Origin of the sequence: Acinetobacter sp. Ac_5812, from assembly GCF_013072695.1 — a bacterium.
Classification (GTDB): Bacteria; Pseudomonadota; Gammaproteobacteria; order Pseudomonadales; family Moraxellaceae; genus Acinetobacter.
Map to the genome: position 1 here is coordinate 343,027 of NZ_LXUK01000012.1, position 19,541 is coordinate 362,567.

Consider the following 19,541-nt stretch of genomic DNA (forward strand, 5'->3'; position numbering starts at 1 on the left):
AACTTTAAAAATTCTTCCAGACGATTGTTCATGTGTAGCTGATCTCTTGAAAGTATATAAGGATGGATGTCAGTGGTTGTCTTGCTAATCAAAAATAGTCATCAATAAAAATTCCAATTGGCCACATAAACGCACGGCCAAGGTTATAACTAAACCCTCGATGGGCATGATCCCCAAAGAAATAGAAATAAATAACAGAGATGATTAAGCCAAGCACATAAACACCCAAAGCGATCTGTTTTGTATTGTTCATTTTGATACCTATAAAATAAATGGGATTAATAGATTGATATTTTAGGATTGTTTAGTGTGGCGCACATTTGTATACAGACTGGGTAAATACATCTCCAAAGTCGGCAGGCAGCATATTGGGGTTAGCAGCCGCATTAATATTTTGGTTCATCATTTTTTCTAATTTGTCTACGCCATAGTGATCTTCTAAAGCATCGTAAATACATGAACATGTTGAACGATCCATTCCACCAGATTGACAGCTTGATTTAAAACCTCGCTCGGCTTTACTTGAACAGCCTGTTATTGTGATTAATGCAATAACAGTAATAAAAGACAATATTTTCATGTATATAGCCCCTAAAAGAAATTGAGATGTTATTACAAAAATCATTATGTTGATTGCGAATGTGACTTTAACACTGGTGACGTATATAGATCAATAGTCAAAAATTAAAGGGTGAATACATTTATTAAACCTCGCCCTGAAATTAGAGAAATTCTTGCGTTAAACTTAAAGTTTCTACGTGCGGAGAGAGGTTTGTCTCAGGATGCACTAGCATTAGTTGCTGGATTGGATCGGACATTCATTGCTCATGTTGAGCGTTTAAAGAGAAATATTTCTTTGGATAACTTAGAAAAAATAGCTGTGGCACTAGATGTGCCCACAGCTACTTTGTTGGATGAAAATTTACGAAATCAAAAACTTTAATAAGAGTTTCAATTACTTTAGTTCTTTTAATAATATTATTCCATTAAAAATCAAATACATATTATCGCCATGAACATTCAACAACTTAACCTTAAATTAAGGAGAACATTCATGGCACATTTAGTTGAAACAATGGCATTTGTAGGACAAACCCCTTGGCATGGACTCGGTAATCAGTTAATACCGAATCAACCTTTAGAGGTCTGGGCAGAGCAGGCAGGCATGGATTGGCGGATTGAATCCTCAGATGTCAGTTACATGGCTCAGAATGAAAAGGGGCGAAGCATCATTATGCCGTTTGAAGAGCAAAGGGTTTTATATCGCTCGGATACCCATGCACCCCTAGCGGTAGTGAGCCAACGCTTTCAGGAAGTCCAGCCGATGGAGATTTTACATTTCTATCGTGACCTGACTGAACAATCAGGTTTTGAACTGGAAACCGCAGGGGTGCTGAAAGGCGGTAAGAAATTCTGGGCATTGGCTAAGACAGGACAAAGCGCAGCCTTGAAAGGCAAGGATGTCAGCAACGGCTACATTTTATTGGCAACCGCCTGTGATGGCACACTTGCCACAACAGCACAATTTACCTCAATCCGTGTGGTGTGTAACAACACGCTGGCGATTGCTTTTAGAGGACAAAATACTAGTGCAGGTGTGGTAAAAGTTCCGCATAGTACCCGATTTGATGCGGAGAAAGTCAAACAGCAACTCGGCATCTCGGTTCGTGCATGGGATGAACACATGTATGAAATGAAGCAACTGAGCCAGCGCAAGGTCACCCAACAGGAGGCAGCCGCCTACTTTGACGCAGTATTCAACAACACCAACCTGAGTACGGCAGAGCAGGATGAAAGCATCATTCAGTACTACCGCAATGCGGCGATGCCAAATCAGGGCATACCAGTCACATCCACAACCAACAAGGCTGACAATAAAACTGAACCCAATGGACGGGCCATGTCCAAGGTGATGACCATGTTCAATGGACATGGGCGAGGTGCGGAACTCAGCTCAGCTAAAGACACGGCTTATGGTTTACTATGCAGTATCACCGAGTTCTGTGACCATGAACGTCGAGCGATGAGTACCGACCACCGACTGGATTCTGCATGGTTTGGCGCTGGAGCAGCCATTAAACAACGAGGTTTGGAACAGGCATTGAGAATGGTTGGTTAAGAAAACCATACCATTCATTCAGTTTTATTTAAGCTCATCCATTTAGCCTAAGCATATGGTAAAACCGTATATGTACAGCAATACCCTTAGCCACATTCTCCAGATGTGGCTTTTTTATGCCCAAAATTCAGCTTTTACGATTTTACCCATATAGGAATAATTGCAATGAATAGCAATACTCAGATTCAAAACACCTTAAATCGTCCACCTTTACAACCCTATTTACCGAATCAAAACCAACCGACTCAACTAGTTGAAGTAGGCACCCGAAAACGAGACCGACCGAACAAACAGCCACGAAAAACCAAAGCCCCTGTAGCGAAACGTCTCGCTAATACTAAACAACTGAATTACCAACAATGGCTGGAAGTCAGAAAACAGGGCATTGGTAGCAGTGATGCAGCCACAGCATGTGGGCTTAATCCTTATATGTCGATGCTGGAACTTTGGATGATCAAGACAGGACGGATGCAGCAGAACATTGAGGATGAAAGTGCAGGTTACGCACCTTTATATTGGGGCAAGCAGCTTGAACCCTTGGTCGCTGAATACTACAGCATGCACACCAACAACAAGGTGCGTCGGGTCAATGCAGTGCTGCAACATCCAGATGAAGACAAACACTTTATGTTGGCGAACTTGGACTATGCAGTGGTGGGCAATGAAGAAGTTCAGATATTAGAGTGTAAAACCGTAGGGGAATACGGCTCAAAACTATGGCGAGATGGTGTACCACTGTATGTACTATGTCAGGTACAGCATCAACTCGCTGTGACTGGTAAACAAGCAGCACATATTTGTGCCTTGATCTGTGGGCATGAAACCAAAATCTATAAAGTGACTCGTAATGAAACGGTGATCCAGCACATCATTAATGCCGAACGACACTTCTGGCAATGTGTCGAAACAGGCATTCCACCGAGTGTCGATGCCTCTGAGTCGGCGGCCAAGGCCCTGCAACAGCTTTATCCTGAACAGGTGCCGTTACTGGTGGAAGACCTGACCCAGAATGAACAGGCCAACTACCTATTTAACCAGTTACTAGAGGAACGGCACAGGGTTGAACAGCACCAGCAGTATTTTGATGAACTGAAGCATCAACTGCAAATGCTGATGAAAGATGCAGAAAGGGCCGTGTTTATTGGAGGCTCGGTGACATGGAAAAAGGCACAGGACTCAATCAGCCTAGATAGCAAATCACTCCTTAAACAGCATCCTGAATATCTCCAGCAGTTCCCACAAACCAAGGCAGGAACACGAAGATTCCAGATTTATCCGAATGGTGGATAACGAATATCCCCAAACAAACTGATCCCATACCCAGCAGGTATGGGATTTTTTTATACCCAATTTTTAATTAAAGGAAATCATCATGATTAAAGGCTTAGCAATTACACCACCCGTTTTAGGTCGTATTAGTATCGGCAAGATTGTGGAAAAGAACGGCAAACGACTCCCTGAAAAGGATGACCAGTTTACCATTACCAGCCAAATCCAAAATAAGGATGGCTGGGTCAAACACCCACTGGATGAGCAACTACGTGCCAAAGCGCAAAACCAAAAACTCAGAACTATCCCAGTCCGTATGATCTTTAACGATCCTGAATTGAATCTACGGGCAGAGTACAGCCTGTTTGACCGCCAAACGGGACGATTAATCTGCTCAGGCAATGGGGAAGCCTGTCAGCGACTCGGACAGAACGGCATTGAACAACATTCATGCCCATCACCTGATTTATGTCCATTGGCTCAGGGTGGATTGTGTAAACCCTATGGCAGGTTGTATGTCAATTTAGATGAATCGGATGAGTTTGGTACATTTATCTTTAGAACTACAGGCTTTAATAGCATTCGAACTCTGGCAGCAAGGTTGAGTTATTACCATGCCGCATCAGGTGACTTACTTTCATGTTTACCGCTGCAACTTATTTTGAGGGGTAAGAGCACCACCCAAAGCTATCGTACCCCAATCTACTATGTGGATCTGACTTTACGGGATGGTGTGAATTTGCAGGAAGCGATTAGTTCAGCCAAGCAGATGGATGAGCAAAGCAAGGCAGCAGGGTTTTATCAGGAGGCCTTGGATCATGTGGCACGGCAGGGCTATGGCAATGCCAGCTTTGAGGTGGGAGGTGAGGAGGGACTGGATATCGTTGAGGAGTTTTATACGGAGGAAGCGAAATCTGAGCAACATCAACAGGCTCATGACTTGCCCCATGTTCAAGATATTCAGAAAGGGTTGCAGGGGAGTGTGCAGGCTTTGAATTAAATACTGTTGGAGGCTTTTAGTCTCCAACAGTATTATTGTTACATATTTTTTATTCAGAAAACTAGAACCACTTATTGAATTAATAAATATTACCTAAGTGTCGTTTATTTGGAGGATGGTAGTGCGCTAGACTCTTGTAACATTAATCCATTTATAACTTTTTGTTGTCTACTATCCTCATTACGCAGTTGTTTATCTTTGGAATGATGGTCATCTTTATTCCCATCAGCTTTGGTATCGCCATGGTTATGATCAGTAATATTACGTAATTCAGTATCATCTAAGGAGCGAATCGTTTTTGAAGTACTAGGTTCAGCCCAAGATATCGTATTAAAAAACATGAGAAATAATAAATTGTACTTCATCCATGAAGTCATAGCGTGATCCTTTTTTTACTCAATACCGACTACAGTGGTGATATAACCAGTGGCTAAAAGAATTGATAGACCTAATGACATTTCAAATATAATGGCATAGCCCAATTGTTTCGCAAATTTCGGGTCTTGTAAGCGAGGTGTGAAATACCATTTGTTAAAGGCTGCTAACAATAAAATACTTAGGGCAAATAAAATTTTAATAATAAATCCATGCCCATAAGGTGTATCGATTAGAGTACTAAAATCTTTAAAGAGTAATAAAGCAATGCTAAGACCACAAGCGATGAGTATTCCTACAATAAAGGCTGCTATTTGACCAAATAGATGCATACGTTCTTTGAGTGGTAAGCCATTAATTTTTTTGCTTGTTTTCCATAATGGATAAAGCGATCCCATCCATAAGGACATTACAAGTACATGTATTGATAATAAAGCTTGAGCGAATAATGGTAAATTCGTGACGTGTCCGAGTTGTGAAAAACTTAAAACGATTGGTATGAGCAGTATGGTAAAGATTGCCCCTTCAGTTTTGGAAATATTAATTGTCCCTTTGCTAAGTTTTACTATCATAAATAGGAGTAAAAGTGAAAAACTGATCGATCGAATGATATAGACATGCCCTGTAGGAGTATTGACTAGTATATTTATATAGTTGCTATCCCACATACCTGAAAGGCCAGTGTTGGCAAAACTTCCTATAAGAATGAAGAAGCCGAGAACACTTGAAAAAAGGCCTAAACCTGTACCAATAGTCATGTATTTTAGAATAGTCTCCTTGATTTCAACATAACGTCCAATTAAGAAATAGCAGAAAGCACCGCCAATAACAAATGCAATCCCTAAATATAAAATGACTTTAACCAACCATGTTGCATATATCCAAGTCTCAGGAATCATATTTTTCTCCCTTTATTATAGCAACATGCCAGCAAGCTGCTGGCATGTTGACTATTTTCACTCATTGTTATTTTGCCGATTTAATAGTGAAATTATATTCACCATTCATGTTATGACCATCGGTACCCATTGTGGTCCAAACCACCGTATATTTTCCTTTTTTTAGTTTAGGAACCACTACGTCAAATGATTTTTTCATATCATGAGTTACTTGGTAGTTCAAAGGGATGTCCTTACGTTGGGCATCAAGTAACTTAATGTTCATTAGCATGACTTCTTCACCAAAATTGAGTGTTATGTTTTTTGGTTGACTTGCTACAGAAGCATTGATCGCAGGAATTGCACTTTCAAGTTTCACGTGTGCAAATGCACTTGAAGCAGCAACAATTAGTGTTGCACCTACGAGAGTGTTACGTAGAGCTGACATTTTATTTTGGAAAATTTTCATTACTTCATCCTCTTTAAACTAATCTTGGGCTCAGTAATGACCGAATGAAATGTATCAATTGGTTGCTTGGTCATCACCTTTCTCATGCTTATTATTAAAGGATGAGAGAAACATCCCGATGACTTCAAAATTACATTTTTGTCATTTTAAAAATTAAAAAACCACAAGTGATACACTGACTTTAAATAAAACAATGATCATTAAACAAACTAATAAGAGGGAGTCTATTTCCATCTTAATGAAATTATTAATTTAAAAAATTAAATATGAAGGAGGTTTTTATGGACTATCACCATCATGAAAACAAAGTACTCAATAACAGACTTACTGACACTGTCTGTGGTATGGCCGTTACAGAAGCATCCAACTTTTCTGAAGAAGTTAAAAATAGAACTTTTTACTTTTGTAGTGAAAAATGCCACATAAAGTTTAAAAGTGATCCCCATTTTTATATTACTAAAGTTGAGAATGCAGTTACGTTAAAAGAACCACAAAAGAGGGATGGTGAGGATTCAAATGAAGTTAATCAACCTGTTAATGTCTTCACTATATACACTTGTCCAATGCATCCTGAAATTAGACAGAACCATGCGGGAAACTGTCCGATCTGTGGCATGTCGTTAGAGCCTTTACTTCCTGACTTAGATGACGCTGATGAAAACCCAGAACTCAAGAATTTTAAGCATAGATTTTGGTGGACCTTACCGCTAACCATTATTGTGGTTTTCTTAGCAATGTTTGGACATCAGTTGAATTGGTTTGAAATGAAGGTGCAAAGCTGGATTGAACTGGTACTGACTTTACCAATTGTTCTGTGGGCAGGAATGCCATTTTTTGTGAGATGTTGGCAGTCAATCCTGAATCAGAGTCCAAATATGTGGACCTTGATTGGAATTGGTACAGGAGCTGCTTTTATATACAGCCTTGTTGGAACAATAGTACCTCAAGTATTTCCAGACTCATTTGTATCTATGGGGCGTGTTGCTGTGTATTTTGAGGCGACCGCAGCGATTATTTCTCTCACATTGTTAGGTCAAGTGCTAGAGTTAAAAGCACGTTCCCAAACTTCAGCGGCAATTAAATCCCTACTTGGGCTAGCACCTAAAACAGCAAGAAAAATCAGTGTTGATGGTATAGAAGAAGATATTCCGCTATCTCATGTACACGTAGGCGATTTATTACGGATACGCCCGGGTGAAAAGGTTCCTGTTGATGGAATCATTACAGAAGGTTCAAGCTCTGTAGATGAGTCTATGTTAACTGGTGAACCTGTGCCTATTACAAAACGTGTGGGTGATCAAGTCATTGGTGCAACAATGAATATGAATGGTTCATTGTTGATGCGATCAGAAAAAGTTGGATCATCAACCGTACTTTCTCAAATCGTGCAAATGGTTGCTCAGGCGCAACGTTCAAAAGCACCTATGCAGCGGATGGCGGATCATGTTGCAGGACGATTTGTTATGGGGGTTATTGGCATTGCTGTTCTAACTTTTTTGGGGTGGGGATTATTGGGGCCCGAACCTAGTTGGGTTTATGGGTTAATCAATGCGGTAGCAGTTCTAATCATCGCATGCCCATGTGCTTTGGGATTAGCTACGCCAATGTCAATTATGGTAGCAACAGGGCGAGGTGCATCAAATGGAGTACTTTTTCGAGACGCTGCCGCAATAGAGAATCTACGTAAAATTGATACATTGATTATTGATAAAACAGGAACTTTGACAGAAGGACAACCATCATTCAATAAAGTAGTAGCCACGTCAGGATATGAAAAGAATGAAGTCCTCCGTTTAGCTGCGAGTTTAGATCAGGGCAGTGAGCATCCTTTAGCAAATGCAATTGTACGTGCCGCCCGTGAGCGAAATCTTACTTTAAGTAAACCAACTTCATTTGAATCAGGTTCAGGTATTGGTGTTAATGGAGAGATAAATGGGCAAAAATTAGCGCTAGGCAATGCGGCATTGATGAAGCAATTAGGGATATCTGTTAACACTCTTATTCCACAAGCAGAGGTATTAAGAGCTGAAGGTGCCAGTGTTATGTATTTGGCAGTTGATGGAAAGCTGGTAGGTTTTCTAGCAGTTTCGGATCCAATCAAAGCAAGTACTCCAGAGGCCCTTTTATCGTTGGAAGACTCCGGTTTAAGAATCATAATGGCAACAGGTGATGGGCTAACTACAGCAAAATCAGTTGGGGCTAAACTAGGAATTAGTGAAGTTTATGGTGAGGTTAAACCTGTTGATAAATTAGATTTAGTCAAAAAATTGCAAAAAGAAGGGAGAATTGTTGCTATGGCTGGTGATGGAATTAATGATGCACCAGCCTTGGCTCAAGCTGATATTGGAATCGCAATGGGCACGGGTACTGATGTAGCAATGAATAGTGCCCAAGTTACATTAGTAAAAGGTGACTTACGTGGTATTGAAATTGCTCGTTCTTTATCAGAGGCAACTGTTAAAAATATGAAACAAAACTTGATGTTTGCTTTCCTCTATAATGGATTAGGTATCCCTTTGGCTGCTGGCGTACTGTATCCATTTACTGGCTGGTTACTCTCGCCTATGATTGCTGCATTAGCAATGAGCCTGAGCTCAGCATCGGTAATTGGTAATGCCTTACGATTACGTCATCAAAAATAATCACGACTTACCACTCATTAGCGTAAGTTAATGAGTGGTAAGCATCATTAGAATGAGTGCTTAATAACCGAGATATCACTAATTTTTAAAGATAATTTTAAAAGAAATATGTCCCTCGTTATAAGTCGCTTGAATGGAAGCTCCATGCACATCAAGAATAGATTTGGTAATTGCTAAACCAAGGCCAGTACCTTCTTCAACTCTCTGTCTAGATACATCTGTTCGATAAAAACGATCGAATAACCGATTAAGTTGTTCTGATGATAGTGGGGAGCTTTCATTTTCAATGATGAATGTTGTTGTATCAAAGTTTTGTTGGCATGTGATTTTGATGACCGAATCTGATTTGCCATATTTAATTGCATTCGATAACAAGTTACTTAAAGCGCGGCGTAGCATTAAAGGATCACCTTTTATACTACCTGAACCACTCTGTTCGAGTGACATTCCCTTTTCAGCAGCGATAGCATCATAAAAATCAAATAATGCTGAAACTTCTTTAACTAAATTAACCTGTTGTAGGTTAGGTAAATGTAGACCATGTTCTGCTTTTGCCAAAAATAGCATATCAGAGACCATGCGAGCTAAATGCTCAAACTCTTCTAAATTTGAAAATAGAACTTCCTGATAAGTATTAATATTTCGACTACGAGATAAACATACTTGAGTTTGAGTCATCAAATTGTTAATAGGTGTTCTTATTTCATGAGCAAGATCAGATGAAAAATCTGAAAGTTTTTCTACTGCGGCTTTTAGCCGATCTAACATATCATTAAAAGCGACAGCCAGTGATTTAAGTTCGGTTGGAGTATTTTCGACTTCTAAACGTTCAGAAAGATGTTGGGCTGAGATACCCTCTGCTACTTTTGCCATTTGTTGTACTGGACGTAGTCCTCGCCATGCTGCGAACCACCCTAAGAACATTAAACAAATTGTACCCACAAATCCAATGTATAAAAGTTGACGTCTAAAGTCATTTAAGAAATGTAGATGCTCAGAGGTATCGATTCCAACAATAATCTGAGCTGATATAAACGAGTCATTATGATCAAAAGTCTTTTTATAAATTAAGCCACGATAAGTCTTATTTTTAATTTCCCATTCAAGCCATGGATCTTGTTTTGATTTGTTGAGTGCTCGGGGGTGAATTACTGATGGTGCTGAGCTAAAAATAACTTGACCTGTTGGACGTTCAATCTGAACAATCAGATCGTGATGTCCAATTAAGGCATCTTTTAAGTATAAATTTAGTTCTTGAGAGTTAGATGGGTTCTGTTCAAGTAGATTCTCTATAAGTTGAATTTTGCCTTCTAATTGAGTTCGGTCTTGAACTTCAAAATGATGCATTACGAGCTTGTGAATAACCAACCCCATAATCATTAAGATGATAACAGTAGAAAGAGAAAAGATGATTGCTATACGAAAGCTGATCGCATTAAACAATTTACGAGTCATCTTCTACCTCTAAAACATAACCCATTCCACGTATGTTCTGTATCAGCTTTGGGCTAAAATTACTGTCAATTTTACTTCTCAAACGTTTGATAGCGACTTCTACAACGTTGGTATCGCTATCAAAATTCATGTCCCATATTTGAGAGGCAATGAGCGTACGAGGTAATATTTCACCACGTCTACGCATAAATAATTCCATCAGAGCGAATTCTTTAGCTGTTAAGTCAATACGTTGCCCAGCGCGAGTGACGCGGCGTTTACGAAGATCAAGTTCAAGATCAGCAATTGTAATAAGGTTACTATCTTCTTTTTGTTGTCCCCGTCGGAGTAAGCTTTTAATTCGTGCTAATAACTCAGCAAAAGCAAAAGGCTTGACTAGATAATCATCAGCACCTAAATCCAAGCCTTTCACACGATCTTCAATTTGATCACGTGCTGAAAGAAAAAGAATAGGCATGGTTTTGCCACTTTTTCGGATATCATAAATGATATCCCAACCATCTAGCTTTGGAAGCATCACATCCAAAATGATAAGGTCATATTCTTCGGAAAGCGCTTGATGTTTACCAGATAATCCATCCGTTACCCAATCCGTAATATACCCAGCTTCAGATAGACCTTGTTTAAGGTAGTCACCGGTTTTTTGTTCATCTTCAACTAGTAAGATTCTCATTGATAAAAATCCCATATCACTCATTAAGAACATAATAACGTTATAAATACGTGATTCGTTGTAGATTACAAAAATGTCATTTTCATGTCACATAGATGTTTAGTGAAGGCCTTTAAGGTATTTACATAAAGTTAATTTTTGGAGCAAAACATGAAAACTCTATTCAGCCGTAGCTTAACTACTCTTGTATGTATTGGTACTTTAATTGTAGGAACTCAGTCTTGGGCAGCAGATGCAAAACAAGGAACTAATGTTGTGTCTGAAATTAAAGCTGATTCAAAGACGCAAGAGAAATGTCAAAAACCTTGTAATATGAAGAATGATGAGAAAACCCAACAGGATCATAGTCAGCATGAGCATGGCAATATGGCTGATATGTCTCAGATGGATCACTCTAAGATGATGAATATGGATCAGTCTAAAATGGGTAATATGGATCATTCAAATATGATGAACATGGACCACTCAAAGATGAACATGTCAAATACATCAAATAAATAACAAATACGATAAATGAAAAGATTGGGGAGATTAAAGCGAATAATTGGTTTGCTTGAGCTCCCCATCTTTATATTAGATAGGTGAAATAAATGTCTAAAAAATTAACGCATGTCCTTTTAATAGGAGTCGGTTTATTTTCATCAACTTGGGTTGTGGCAGCGGTTAAAGAATATGATTTAACAATCGCTGAGCAAACGGTGAATATCACAGGTAAGCCTTTAAAACGAATTACGGTCAACGGGAAATTTGTTGCACCTCTTCTTGAATTTGAGGAAGGTGATGATGCTATTATTCGTGTCCATAACAAGCTAAAAAAACAAGATTCTTCTATTCATTGGCATGGTTTAATTTTACCGGGCATCATGGATGGCGTACCCGGATTTAATCAGTTTGATGGTATTGCCCCTAGTAAGACCTATGAATATAAGTTTAAGGTACGCCAAAATGGTACCTATTGGTATCATTCGCATAGTAAAGGTCAAGAGCAAGAGGGCTTGTATGGTCCGTTAGTCATTTACCCAAAAAATAGGACACCTTTAACTGTAGCTGAGAAAACAGATAAGGATTATGTCGTATTACTTTCAGATTTTCATGATTCAACTAGTGATAAAATCATGAATAATCTAAAGAAAGAAGCTGACTATTATCAGAACCGTCGTGAAACTGTTTTTGATGTTTTTAAACAAATTAAAAAAGATGGTTTAAAAGCAACATGGCAAGACCGTTCGATGTGGAACCAGATGCGAATGCTCAAGACAGATATGTCTGATGTGACAAAATATACTTTTTTGATGAATGGTAAGACTCCAGAACAAAATTGGACTGGCAATTTTAAGATGGGTGAAAAAGTACGTCTTCGGTTTATTAATGCCTCAGCAATGTCATTCTTTGACGTCAGAATCCCTAACTTGAAAATGATGGTAGTCAGTGCAGATGGGCAACCAGTGAAACCTGTTCCGGTTGATGAATTCAGAATAGGGACGGCTGAAACGTATGATGTTATTGTAGAACCCAAACAATCAAATTATCAAATTGAAGCAGAATCAATTGATAGGAGTGGTTTTTCAGTTGGTTCCTTACATGATGAGAATACTCCTCCAATAAATCAAATCAAAATGCCGAAGTCACGTCCTCGTTCTTTATTAACTATGGAAGATATGGGGATGGGGCATGATATGTCTTCTATGGCGGGCATGAATCACGACATGTCTTCAATGAAAGGCATGGATCATGATATGTCGTCTATGACAGATAGCTCAAAAGATCAGTCAATGTCTGGAATGAACCATGACATGTCTTCAATGAAAGGTATGGATCACGATATGTCATCTATGACAGACAGCTCAAAAGATCAGTCAATGTCTGGAATGAACCATGACATGTCTTCAATGAAAGGTATGGATCACGATATGTCGTCTATGACAGACAGCTCAAAAGATCAATCTATGTCAGGTATGAACCATGGCATGCAAATGACTACATCTAATGCACCTACACAAGAAAAGAATGGTGATGTTGTATATGGCTGGGCAAATGCTTCAACACCTGTTGGTCAAAAAGCACTTCAATATAGTGACTTACAATCTTTAAAGCCTCAACCAGATACTCGTGCCCCTGAACGTGAAATGGAAATCCGTCTTGGTGGGAACATGGAGCGCTATATTTGGACAATTAATGGTAAGAAGTTTAATGAAACAGAACCATTCAAAGTGAAATACGGGGAACGTATACGCTTGAAATTTGTGAATGACAGTATGATGGCTCACCCAATGCACTTGCACGGTATGTTTATGCAGCTTGAAAATGGTCAAGATCCAAGTAATATGCCGAATAAACATACCATCATTGTGCCACCGGGGAAAACAGTTACAACTTTACTTACTGCTGATGAATTAGGTGAATGGGCTATCCACTGCCATTTGTTATATCACATGGCCGCTGGAATGATGAACAAACTCATTGTGGCAAGTGTAGATAGCAATGATGATGATACGAAAAGTATCGTTGCCCAACCTCAAACTAGCCATGAGGGAGTGAATCAACATGCACATCACTAAACAGTTATATTCAAAAACAATTTTATCTGTTGCTTTATTTAGTTTAGCAGGTATGGCATTTGCGAATGATAATTCGACTGAAAATTTAAATAAGAGTACGTCAAGTATGAATGTGCTTTTAAGAGAATCAGGCGGATTAGGCTATGTTGAACGTAATACTGATCAAAAGTCTTCAAACAGCAAAGAACTTGAAACTTTAGCTTTTAGCCAAAATCATAAAAAACATTTGAACGAGCATGGTGGGCAAATCTATCAAACAACTAAATTTTCCAATGAGTGGATAGTTGATAAAGATGGAAAGGGCAGCTTAGGTTCGAGTTTCGAGGCATTGATTGGAACAGATGAAAATCGAATGTTTGTTGAAGCTAATATGAATAAAGCGGAGAGTAATGACCCCAAATATGATGTATCAGCTCTTTACAGTAGAAATGTTGCAGCATTTTGGGATGTACAAGCTGGGGTAAGGTATAGTGAGGACAAAAATAACCGTAATAGTAATCGCATTGATGGCGTTATTGGATTATTAGGTCTTGCTCCTTATTTCTTTGAGACAAAAGCTTATCTTTATGGTGGTGAAAATAATTTTTGGGGAGCCAGTTTTGAGTTTGATCGAGATCTATTACTCACTCAAAAGCTAATTACTCAGCCATATATTGCAGCAGATATTGTGCTTAATGATAATTCAGATTTTGCTGCAAAGTCAGGTTTGTCTGAGTTAAAGACAGGTATAAAAACTCGTTACGAGATTAATAAGCGTATCAGACCATTTGTTGATGTCGCTTATCAATATGAAAAAGGGCAGAAATTAACGACTTTTCAAGAAGCTACAGATTCTGAAAAAGGGTGGTTATACGGGGCAGGTATTGAATTAGTTTTCTAAATATTTCATTAAGAATGAATAATGGTGATATTCCATTGTTCATTAGACCTCTTGCAAAAGTCAAAAAATAATCAGATGTAAGTATTGATTTTATTAAGTTTGATCAATTCTAAAATCATTGAAAATAGCACTTACGCAAGAGGTCTAATCTTAATTATTTTAAACTTACGGATAACCCTTCAAGTACTTTACAAGAGTTAATTTCCAAAAAACCAGAGCATTTACTTCTTAAATCAGAAAGTTGTTGCTTAAGCTGAATCTGTTTTTGGATATTTTGTTCTAATTGATGAATATGTTTATCAACTAAGATGTTAATAGAATTACAGTTTCCACAAGGTTTGTCTTTGTATGCTAATAAAATTTTAATTTCGTCCAAGCTCATATTCAAAGTTCGGCAATTAAGAATAAATAGAAGCCGCTCTAAGTGGTCCTTGTTATAAAGTCGATAATTAGCTTCCGAACGATTAGGGGCTAGTAATAAAGCTTCTTTTTCATAAAACCGTATTGTAACAACAGGGCAACCAGATAGCTGGGATAATTCACCAATTTTTAAGTTCATTTCAAGTCACCTAATCTATTGACTCTATAGTAGCTATAGGGATTTTAATATGCAATACGTGAAGATATGACTATAGGCACATCAATGAGTGGTTGCGGTTGTAATCAAGAAAGTTCTTGTGAAGACACTAAGCAAAAACAAAATGAATCAAAAACAGATTCTTGTAAAATTAAAGATTTAGCTACAGAAGAAAGTGAAAGTTCTTGTTGCGATAATGAGGTACAGCAAGAACCTAACCCTGATGAAAAAGATTCATGCGGTAGTAAGCAGTCGAATTCATGCTGTGGTTCAGATTCGATAACTTCACCTGAAAAGATTAGGGGGAGTGAAGATACAGCGACTTTCATCAGTGACTATAGCATCCCGAAAATGGATTGTTCCGCAGAGGAACAAATGGTTCGGATGACTTTATCTTCATTGGTAGATGTTAATAGCTTGGTTTTTGATTTGCCGAACCGGAACCTAAAAGTTCTGCATAATGGTGAAAGTAATGAAATCACTGCAAAACTTGAAGCTCTTGGATTTGGGGCAAAATTAAATAAAACTGAAGCTTATGAAAATAAAGAGCAAGCACAAGAAGCTAGTACTTTTCTGATTCCGAAGATGGATTGTTCGGCAGAAGAGCAAATGGTAAGAATGGCACTTTCTCCCTTGCATGAAGTTAAAGGTTTATCTTTTGATTTGGCACAAAGACGGTTAGTTGTTTTCCATACCAATGGGATTAATGAAATTACCACAAAACTTGAAGCCCTTGGCTTTGGTGCAAGGCTTGTGGAAACGGTAAAAGCTACGGAGGAATTGCCTGAAGCACCTGATCCAACTAAGCAGGCGGAAGTCCTAAAATTATTACTAACGATTAATGGTGTTCTTTTTTTTATTGAGTTCATAAGCGGAATCATAGCCGCATCGACGGGGCTTATTGCGGACTCTCTTGATATGTTTGCTGATGCAGCCGTTTACGGTATAGCACTTTACGCGGTAGGGAAAGCGGCTAAATACCAATTAAAAGCAGCTCATTTTGCAGGATGGATTCAACTTTTATTAGCTTTGATCGTTATTATTGATGTTGTCAGACGTTTCATGTTCGGTAGTGAACCAGAGTCAGATTTGATGATCATTATTGGCTTCTTAGCACTTATTGCCAATGTGACGTGCTTGTATCTCATTTCTGGGCATAAAGACGGCGGAGCCCATATGAAAGCGAGTTGGATCTTTTCAGCTAATGACGTAATAGTAAATATGGGGGTTATTTTAGCAGGCGTACTTGTCGCATGGACTGGTTCAGCTTACCCGGATTTGATTATTGGTATTCTTGTTTCACTGTTTGTACTGAATGGCGCTCGAAAAATTTTGGCGTTGAAATAGGGTGCAGACAATGAATTTATTTCAAGTAAAGCAAGATCAGACTGTAAAAATTATTGATCTTAAAAAGGGTGAACAGTATCAAGATAAAAATGATCCTGTTCTGGAGCGTTTAGAACTGCTGGGCTTTAGAGTAGGTGAATCCTTACAAGTGCTTGCGAAAGGGCTTTTTGGTGGTGATCCTGTGTTGGTTCAAATCGAAACCTCACGTTTCGCCTTAAGAAAAAATGAAGCAGAACGAATTTTTGTAGAGATTACCAATGGAAACTAAAAATATTGCACTTGTTGGTAATCCTAATTGCGGTAAAACATCACTTTTTAACACCCTCACAGGGACTCGTCAAAAAGTTGCAAATTATGCTGGGGTAACGGTAGAACGGAAAGAGGGATTTTTTAAACTACCTTCTGGTGATACCGTTCGAGTATTGGATTTGCCTGGGACTTACAGTTTAAAGCCAAGTAGTTTAGATGAAGAAGTAACTAGAGCAGTCTGTTTTGGCGAGTTAAAAGGTGAAGTTATACCTGATATTTTTGTATGTGTTGTGGATGCTACGAATCTTCATCTTCATTTAAGTCTTGTACTTGAAGTCAGAGCTTTAAACAGACCAATGTTACTTGTTCTTAACATGATGGATGAGGTTAGAAAACGTGGTATCTCGATTGACACATCAAAATTATCTCAGCTCTTAGGTATTCCTGTTGTTGAATCGATAGCTGTAAAGACAAAAGGGATTCAGGGTTTATTAACTCAGTTAGACCAAAAAAATTTGTTTGTTGCCCCTTATCATTCTGATCTGAGTCACTTTGACCAAATCAAATATATTACAAAACAAGTCATCTTGAAAAATGATAATGGTGATAAACGAACGGCTTTCTTGGACAAAATGTTCTTACATCCAGTTTTTGGATTATTAATATTGACCTTTACCATGTTTGTAATGTTTCAGGCTGTCTTTATTTGGGCTCAACCATTAATTTCCTTTGTTGAGGATTCGATTTCATGGTTTGGTGGGGCGATAGGACCTCTGATCACTCATCCACTTTTAAGAAGTTTGGTCGTTGATGGTGTAATTGCAGGTGCTGGTAGTGTACTCGCGTACATGCCTCAAATTCTGATCTTATTTTTCTTTATTTTAATTTTAGAAGAATCGGGATACTTACCTAGAGCTGCTTTTTTGTTAGATAAGCTGATGTCTAAAGCTGGTTTAAGTGGGCGTTCATTTATTCCACTACTTTCAAGCTTTGCTTGTGCAATTCCCGGAGTCATGGCGACTAGAAGTATTAGCTCTGAAAGAGATCGTTTAGCAACGATTATGATTGCACCTTTGATGACGTGTTCTGCACGATTACCTGTATATGCTTTGCTGATCGCTGCATTCATTCCAAACAAGTTGGTTTATGGTTGGCTCAGTTTACAAGGTCTAGTTCTGTTCGGGCTTTACATGTCAGGAATCGTATCCGCTTTATTGGTTTCTTTATTCCTAAAATTAGTAAGAAAAGATAAAACTGAAAGTATTTTCATTTTTGAATTACCTACATACCGTATTCCAGATGTTCGAAATGTAGCTTTGGGGCTTTATGATAGAGCGACTATATTCTTAAAAAGAGTCGGTGGAATTATTGTCGCACTGTCTATTCTATTATGGTTCTTGGTAACGTTCCCATTACCACCCGATAACCCAACAATGCCACCAATCAATTACAGTATAGCTGGGCAGTTAGGGCATTTGATTCATCCAATATTTGCTCCGATTGGATTTACTTGGGAAATTTGCATTGCTTTGATTCCTGCAATGGCAGCTCGTGAAGTGATTATTGCTGCATTAGGCGTGATTTATGCAATGTCTGGCGATGAGGATGCAGTTACCCAAACTCTATTATCTCAAATATCAGGTCCTGATGGATGGGGATTAGCAACAGGTATGTCACTATTGGTTTGGTTTATTTTTGCCCCACATTGTTTAGCGACATTAGCGACGATCCGAAGAGAAACAGGGAGTTGGAAACAACCAACCATAATGGCTGTTTATCTCTTTTCGTTGGCTTATCTATTCGCTTTTATCACTTATCAAGTTGTTAGTCGTTTAACGGTTAATTAAAGATGAGTATGACTGAAATCACGTCACAAATAGTGGTAAAGCGAGAGAAGTATGCCTAATACTCTACAAATGAATTCAACCAAAAAAATGTTTCAGTTTTATCCTCGCAATTTATTTTGGCTTGGGCTTTCCGTTCTTGCCATTGTTTTGGATCAATGGACAAAATGGATTGCCTTAGAAAAAATTTCTCACATAGATTTACCATGTCAGGATGGCGTAGAAAAAATTTGTGCTTATTCTGATTCTATTCAGGTCATTCCACAAATTCTTGATTGGACATTGGCATATAACCACGGCGCAGCGTTTAGCTTCTTATCTGATGCAGGTGGTTGGCAACGTTATTTGTTTACAGGTTTAGCTGGTATCTTTTCCCTGATCTTTATTTTTTGGCTGATGCGTATCCCAAAGAAATTAGTCATTTTACCTATTGCTATTTCGCTGATTTTAGGTGGTGCGATAGGTAATTTAATTAATCGAATGGTTTTGGGCTATGTGGTTGATTTTATACATATCTACTATGAGAAAATTTGGAGTTTTCCAGTATTTAATTTAGCAGATTGTTCGATTACTTTAGGCGTGATTTTTTTGCTGATTGATACGTTTTTTTTGGAAAAGAAGCGTAACCAAAGCACGGAGATGAACATGGTTAGCATTTTGAAGTAATCGCTTATATTAATTAGGGGTTGTTATTTCGCTAAGAATCTGTAAAACTGAAAAAGCTTAAATTTTGGTCATGACATTATGCACTGGTTAAAAACATGCCTTTCGCTGTTTTTATCATTTGCTATCCTCATCGTAGGATCGGCAGCAGCAGCTGCATCTGTACATAGTCCATGTTTAATGTCATCTCAAGATATGCAATCTATGCAAATGATGAATTCTGAAGATCATGAAAAAGCAAGTGCTATGCACATGGATTGTATGAAAGCTGAAGTAAAGATTAAGAAGCAATTACATGATCCATCATGTATGTCTAAGCAAGATTGTATTATGTCATTTTCTAAAATTGCATATACATCTACAGCACTAGGTGTTTTGCAATCTATGGTTTCTTCCCCTGTGGAACAGTCTGCTTTTTCTCCATTAAATCAAAATTTCACCTCATCTGATCCTTCCAATTTATGGAAACCCCCACGCTCTAATTAATTTGATGACTAATCATCATTCATAGAGTTTTCTATGGATGTTCTGCACGTGCGCGTG

The 19,541-nt window shown here is 38.4% G+C and carries 21 protein-coding genes; 13 read left to right on the plus strand and 8 right to left on the minus strand.

Features of this window, described 5'->3' with window-relative positions; all coding sequences use genetic code 11:
- Positions 1-88 precede the first annotated feature (88 nt).
- Together A7P55_RS10865 and A7P55_RS10870 are read right to left on the minus strand one after the other, a co-directional pair.
- Complete coding sequence (locus tag A7P55_RS10865) at positions 89-253, minus strand: hypothetical protein (protein WP_171552091.1); 165 nt, start codon at positions 251-253, stop codon at positions 89-91.
- Positions 254-304: 51 nt separating this feature from the next.
- The gene (locus A7P55_RS10870; protein ID WP_171552092.1) at positions 305-580 is read right to left on the minus strand and encodes a hypothetical protein; all 276 of its coding nucleotides are present in this window, start codon (positions 578-580) and stop codon (positions 305-307) included.
- A 111-nt stretch (positions 581-691) separates the two neighbouring features.
- Here A7P55_RS10870 and A7P55_RS10875 point away from each other — a divergent pair, with 111 nt between their 5' ends.
- From A7P55_RS10875 to A7P55_RS10890, 4 genes are all read left to right on the plus strand, one after another.
- On the plus strand, positions 692-943 hold the full coding sequence (locus tag A7P55_RS10875; RefSeq protein WP_286401082.1) for a helix-turn-helix transcriptional regulator: 252 nt from the start codon (positions 692-694) through the stop codon (positions 941-943).
- A gap of 111 nt (positions 944-1,054) precedes the next feature.
- A complete protein-coding gene (locus tag A7P55_RS10880) occupies positions 1,055-2,119 on the plus strand; it encodes a DUF932 domain-containing protein (protein WP_171552093.1) in 1,065 nt (354 codons plus the stop codon).
- A 165-nt stretch (positions 2,120-2,284) separates the two neighbouring features.
- Complete coding sequence (locus A7P55_RS10885; RefSeq protein WP_171552094.1) at positions 2,285-3,409, plus strand: lambda-exonuclease family protein; 1,125 nt, start codon at positions 2,285-2,287, stop codon at positions 3,407-3,409.
- 82 nt (positions 3,410-3,491) lie between these two features.
- Complete coding sequence (locus tag A7P55_RS10890; protein ID WP_171552095.1) at positions 3,492-4,388, plus strand: hydrolase or metal-binding protein; 897 nt, start codon at positions 3,492-3,494, stop codon at positions 4,386-4,388.
- A 104-nt stretch (positions 4,389-4,492) separates the two neighbouring features.
- Here A7P55_RS10890 and A7P55_RS10895 read toward each other — a convergent pair whose 3' ends face one another.
- The 3 genes from A7P55_RS10895 to A7P55_RS10905 form a co-directional block, all read right to left on the minus strand.
- Positions 4,493-4,765 carry a hypothetical protein gene (locus A7P55_RS10895; protein ID WP_171552096.1) on the minus strand — a complete coding sequence of 91 codons (273 nt, stop codon included), beginning with the start codon at positions 4,763-4,765 and terminating at the stop codon, positions 4,493-4,495.
- Positions 4,766-4,780: 15 nt separating this feature from the next.
- Positions 4,781-5,662, minus strand: coding sequence for a CopD family protein (locus A7P55_RS10900; RefSeq protein ID WP_171552097.1), 882 nt, complete (start codon positions 5,660-5,662; stop codon positions 4,781-4,783).
- A gap of 67 nt (positions 5,663-5,729) precedes the next feature.
- A complete protein-coding gene (locus A7P55_RS10905) occupies positions 5,730-6,110 on the minus strand; it encodes a copper resistance protein CopC (RefSeq protein WP_171552098.1) in 381 nt (126 codons plus the stop codon).
- Positions 6,111-6,391: 281 nt separating this feature from the next.
- On the opposite strand from A7P55_RS10905, the gene A7P55_RS10910 reads away from it, so the two are divergent.
- On the plus strand, positions 6,392-8,752 hold the full coding sequence (locus tag A7P55_RS10910; protein WP_171552099.1) for a heavy metal translocating P-type ATPase: 2,361 nt from the start codon (positions 6,392-6,394) through the stop codon (positions 8,750-8,752).
- Between the two features lie 78 nt (positions 8,753-8,830).
- Here A7P55_RS10910 and A7P55_RS10915 read toward each other — a convergent pair whose 3' ends face one another.
- Both A7P55_RS10915 and A7P55_RS10920 read right to left on the minus strand, forming a co-directional pair.
- Positions 8,831-10,207 (minus strand): heavy metal sensor histidine kinase, encoded by a 1,377-nt coding sequence (locus A7P55_RS10915; protein WP_171552100.1) that lies wholly within the window; start codon positions 10,205-10,207, stop codon positions 8,831-8,833.
- Positions 10,197-10,880: a heavy metal response regulator transcription factor gene (locus A7P55_RS10920; RefSeq protein WP_004722337.1), complete on the minus strand. Its 684-nt coding sequence runs from the start codon at positions 10,878-10,880 to the stop codon at positions 10,197-10,199. The genes A7P55_RS10915 and A7P55_RS10920 overlap by 11 nt, the downstream gene beginning before the upstream one ends.
- Before the next feature lie 150 nt (positions 10,881-11,030).
- Here A7P55_RS10920 and A7P55_RS10925 point away from each other — a divergent pair, with 150 nt between their 5' ends.
- From A7P55_RS10925 to A7P55_RS10935, 3 genes are all read left to right on the plus strand, one after another.
- Complete coding sequence (locus A7P55_RS10925; protein ID WP_171552101.1) at positions 11,031-11,381, plus strand: hypothetical protein; 351 nt, start codon at positions 11,031-11,033, stop codon at positions 11,379-11,381.
- Between the two features lie 89 nt (positions 11,382-11,470).
- Positions 11,471-13,438, plus strand: a complete 1,968-nt coding sequence (locus tag A7P55_RS10930; protein ID WP_171552102.1) for a multicopper oxidase domain-containing protein — start codon at positions 11,471-11,473, stop codon at positions 13,436-13,438.
- Entirely contained in the window at positions 13,425-14,318 is an 894-nt protein-coding gene (locus A7P55_RS10935; RefSeq protein WP_018679569.1) for a copper resistance protein B, read from the plus strand. Before A7P55_RS10930 ends, A7P55_RS10935 begins: the two co-directional genes overlap by 14 nt.
- 154 nt (positions 14,319-14,472) lie before the next feature.
- Here the strand turns inward: A7P55_RS10935 and cadR are convergent, their stop codons facing one another.
- The gene (gene cadR, locus A7P55_RS10940) at positions 14,473-14,877 is read right to left on the minus strand and encodes a Cd(II)/Pb(II)-responsive transcriptional regulator (RefSeq protein WP_004880426.1); all 405 of its coding nucleotides are present in this window, start codon (positions 14,875-14,877) and stop codon (positions 14,473-14,475) included.
- An 84-nt stretch (positions 14,878-14,961) separates the two neighbouring features.
- Here cadR and A7P55_RS10945 point away from each other — a divergent pair, with 84 nt between their 5' ends.
- The 5 genes from A7P55_RS10945 to A7P55_RS10965 all read left to right on the plus strand — a co-directional run bounded on the left by A7P55_RS10945 (position 14,962) and on the right by A7P55_RS10965 (position 19,484).
- Positions 14,962-16,242 (plus strand): cation diffusion facilitator family transporter, encoded by a 1,281-nt coding sequence (locus A7P55_RS10945; RefSeq protein ID WP_171552256.1) that lies wholly within the window; start codon positions 14,962-14,964, stop codon positions 16,240-16,242.
- Positions 16,243-16,252: 10 nt separating this feature from the next.
- Complete coding sequence (locus A7P55_RS10950; protein ID WP_004655745.1) at positions 16,253-16,510, plus strand: FeoA family protein; 258 nt, start codon at positions 16,253-16,255, stop codon at positions 16,508-16,510.
- A complete protein-coding gene (locus A7P55_RS10955; protein ID WP_151822001.1) occupies positions 16,500-18,338 on the plus strand; it encodes a ferrous iron transporter B in 1,839 nt (612 codons plus the stop codon). The genes A7P55_RS10950 and A7P55_RS10955 overlap by 11 nt, the downstream gene beginning before the upstream one ends.
- A gap of 51 nt (positions 18,339-18,389) precedes the next feature.
- Complete coding sequence (gene lspA, locus A7P55_RS10960; RefSeq protein WP_151822000.1) at positions 18,390-19,001, plus strand: signal peptidase II; 612 nt, start codon at positions 18,390-18,392, stop codon at positions 18,999-19,001.
- A gap of 78 nt (positions 19,002-19,079) precedes the next feature.
- Complete coding sequence (locus tag A7P55_RS10965; protein WP_005198552.1) at positions 19,080-19,484, plus strand: hypothetical protein; 405 nt, start codon at positions 19,080-19,082, stop codon at positions 19,482-19,484.
- Positions 19,485-19,541 lie beyond the last annotated feature (57 nt).

Excerpts from the sequence above, each read along its gene's own strand:
- A7P55_RS10965 (WP_005198552.1), top strand. The coding sequence starts at position 19,080 with ATGCACTGGTTAAAAACATGCCTTTCGCTGTTTTTATCATTTGCTATC.
- A7P55_RS10880 (WP_171552093.1), top strand. The coding sequence starts at position 1,055 with ATGGCACATTTAGTTGAAACAATGGCATTTGTAGGACAAACCCCTTGG.
- A7P55_RS10865 (WP_171552091.1), bottom strand. The coding sequence starts at position 253 with ATGAACAATACAAAACAGATCGCTTTGGGTGTTTATGTGCTTGGCTTA.
- A7P55_RS10895 (WP_171552096.1), bottom strand. The coding sequence starts at position 4,765 with ATGACTTCATGGATGAAGTACAATTTATTATTTCTCATGTTTTTTAAT.
- A7P55_RS10950 (WP_004655745.1), top strand. The coding sequence starts at position 16,253 with ATGAATTTATTTCAAGTAAAGCAAGATCAGACTGTAAAAATTATTGAT.
- A7P55_RS10885 (WP_171552094.1), top strand. The coding sequence starts at position 2,285 with ATGAATAGCAATACTCAGATTCAAAACACCTTAAATCGTCCACCTTTA.
- A7P55_RS10870 (WP_171552092.1), bottom strand. The coding sequence starts at position 580 with ATGAAAATATTGTCTTTTATTACTGTTATTGCATTAATCACAATAACA.
- A7P55_RS10910 (WP_171552099.1), top strand. The coding sequence starts at position 6,392 with ATGGACTATCACCATCATGAAAACAAAGTACTCAATAACAGACTTACT.
- A7P55_RS10900 (WP_171552097.1), bottom strand. The coding sequence starts at position 5,662 with ATGATTCCTGAGACTTGGATATATGCAACATGGTTGGTTAAAGTCATT.
- A7P55_RS10915 (WP_171552100.1), bottom strand. The coding sequence starts at position 10,207 with ATGACTCGTAAATTGTTTAATGCGATCAGCTTTCGTATAGCAATCATC.
- cadR (WP_004880426.1), bottom strand. The coding sequence starts at position 14,877 with ATGAACTTAAAAATTGGTGAATTATCCCAGCTATCTGGTTGCCCTGTT.
- A7P55_RS10920 (WP_004722337.1), bottom strand. The coding sequence starts at position 10,880 with ATGAGAATCTTACTAGTTGAAGATGAACAAAAAACCGGTGACTACCTT.
- A7P55_RS10955 (WP_151822001.1), top strand. The coding sequence starts at position 16,500 with ATGGAAACTAAAAATATTGCACTTGTTGGTAATCCTAATTGCGGTAAA.
- A7P55_RS10925 (WP_171552101.1), top strand. The coding sequence starts at position 11,031 with ATGAAAACTCTATTCAGCCGTAGCTTAACTACTCTTGTATGTATTGGT.
- A7P55_RS10945 (WP_171552256.1), top strand. The coding sequence starts at position 14,962 with ATGAGTGGTTGCGGTTGTAATCAAGAAAGTTCTTGTGAAGACACTAAG.
- A7P55_RS10890 (WP_171552095.1), top strand. The coding sequence starts at position 3,492 with ATGATTAAAGGCTTAGCAATTACACCACCCGTTTTAGGTCGTATTAGT.
- lspA (WP_151822000.1), top strand. The coding sequence starts at position 18,390 with ATGCCTAATACTCTACAAATGAATTCAACCAAAAAAATGTTTCAGTTT.
- A7P55_RS10930 (WP_171552102.1), top strand. The coding sequence starts at position 11,471 with ATGTCTAAAAAATTAACGCATGTCCTTTTAATAGGAGTCGGTTTATTT.
- A7P55_RS10935 (WP_018679569.1), top strand. The coding sequence starts at position 13,425 with ATGCACATCACTAAACAGTTATATTCAAAAACAATTTTATCTGTTGCT.
- A7P55_RS10905 (WP_171552098.1), bottom strand. The coding sequence starts at position 6,110 with ATGAAAATTTTCCAAAATAAAATGTCAGCTCTACGTAACACTCTCGTA.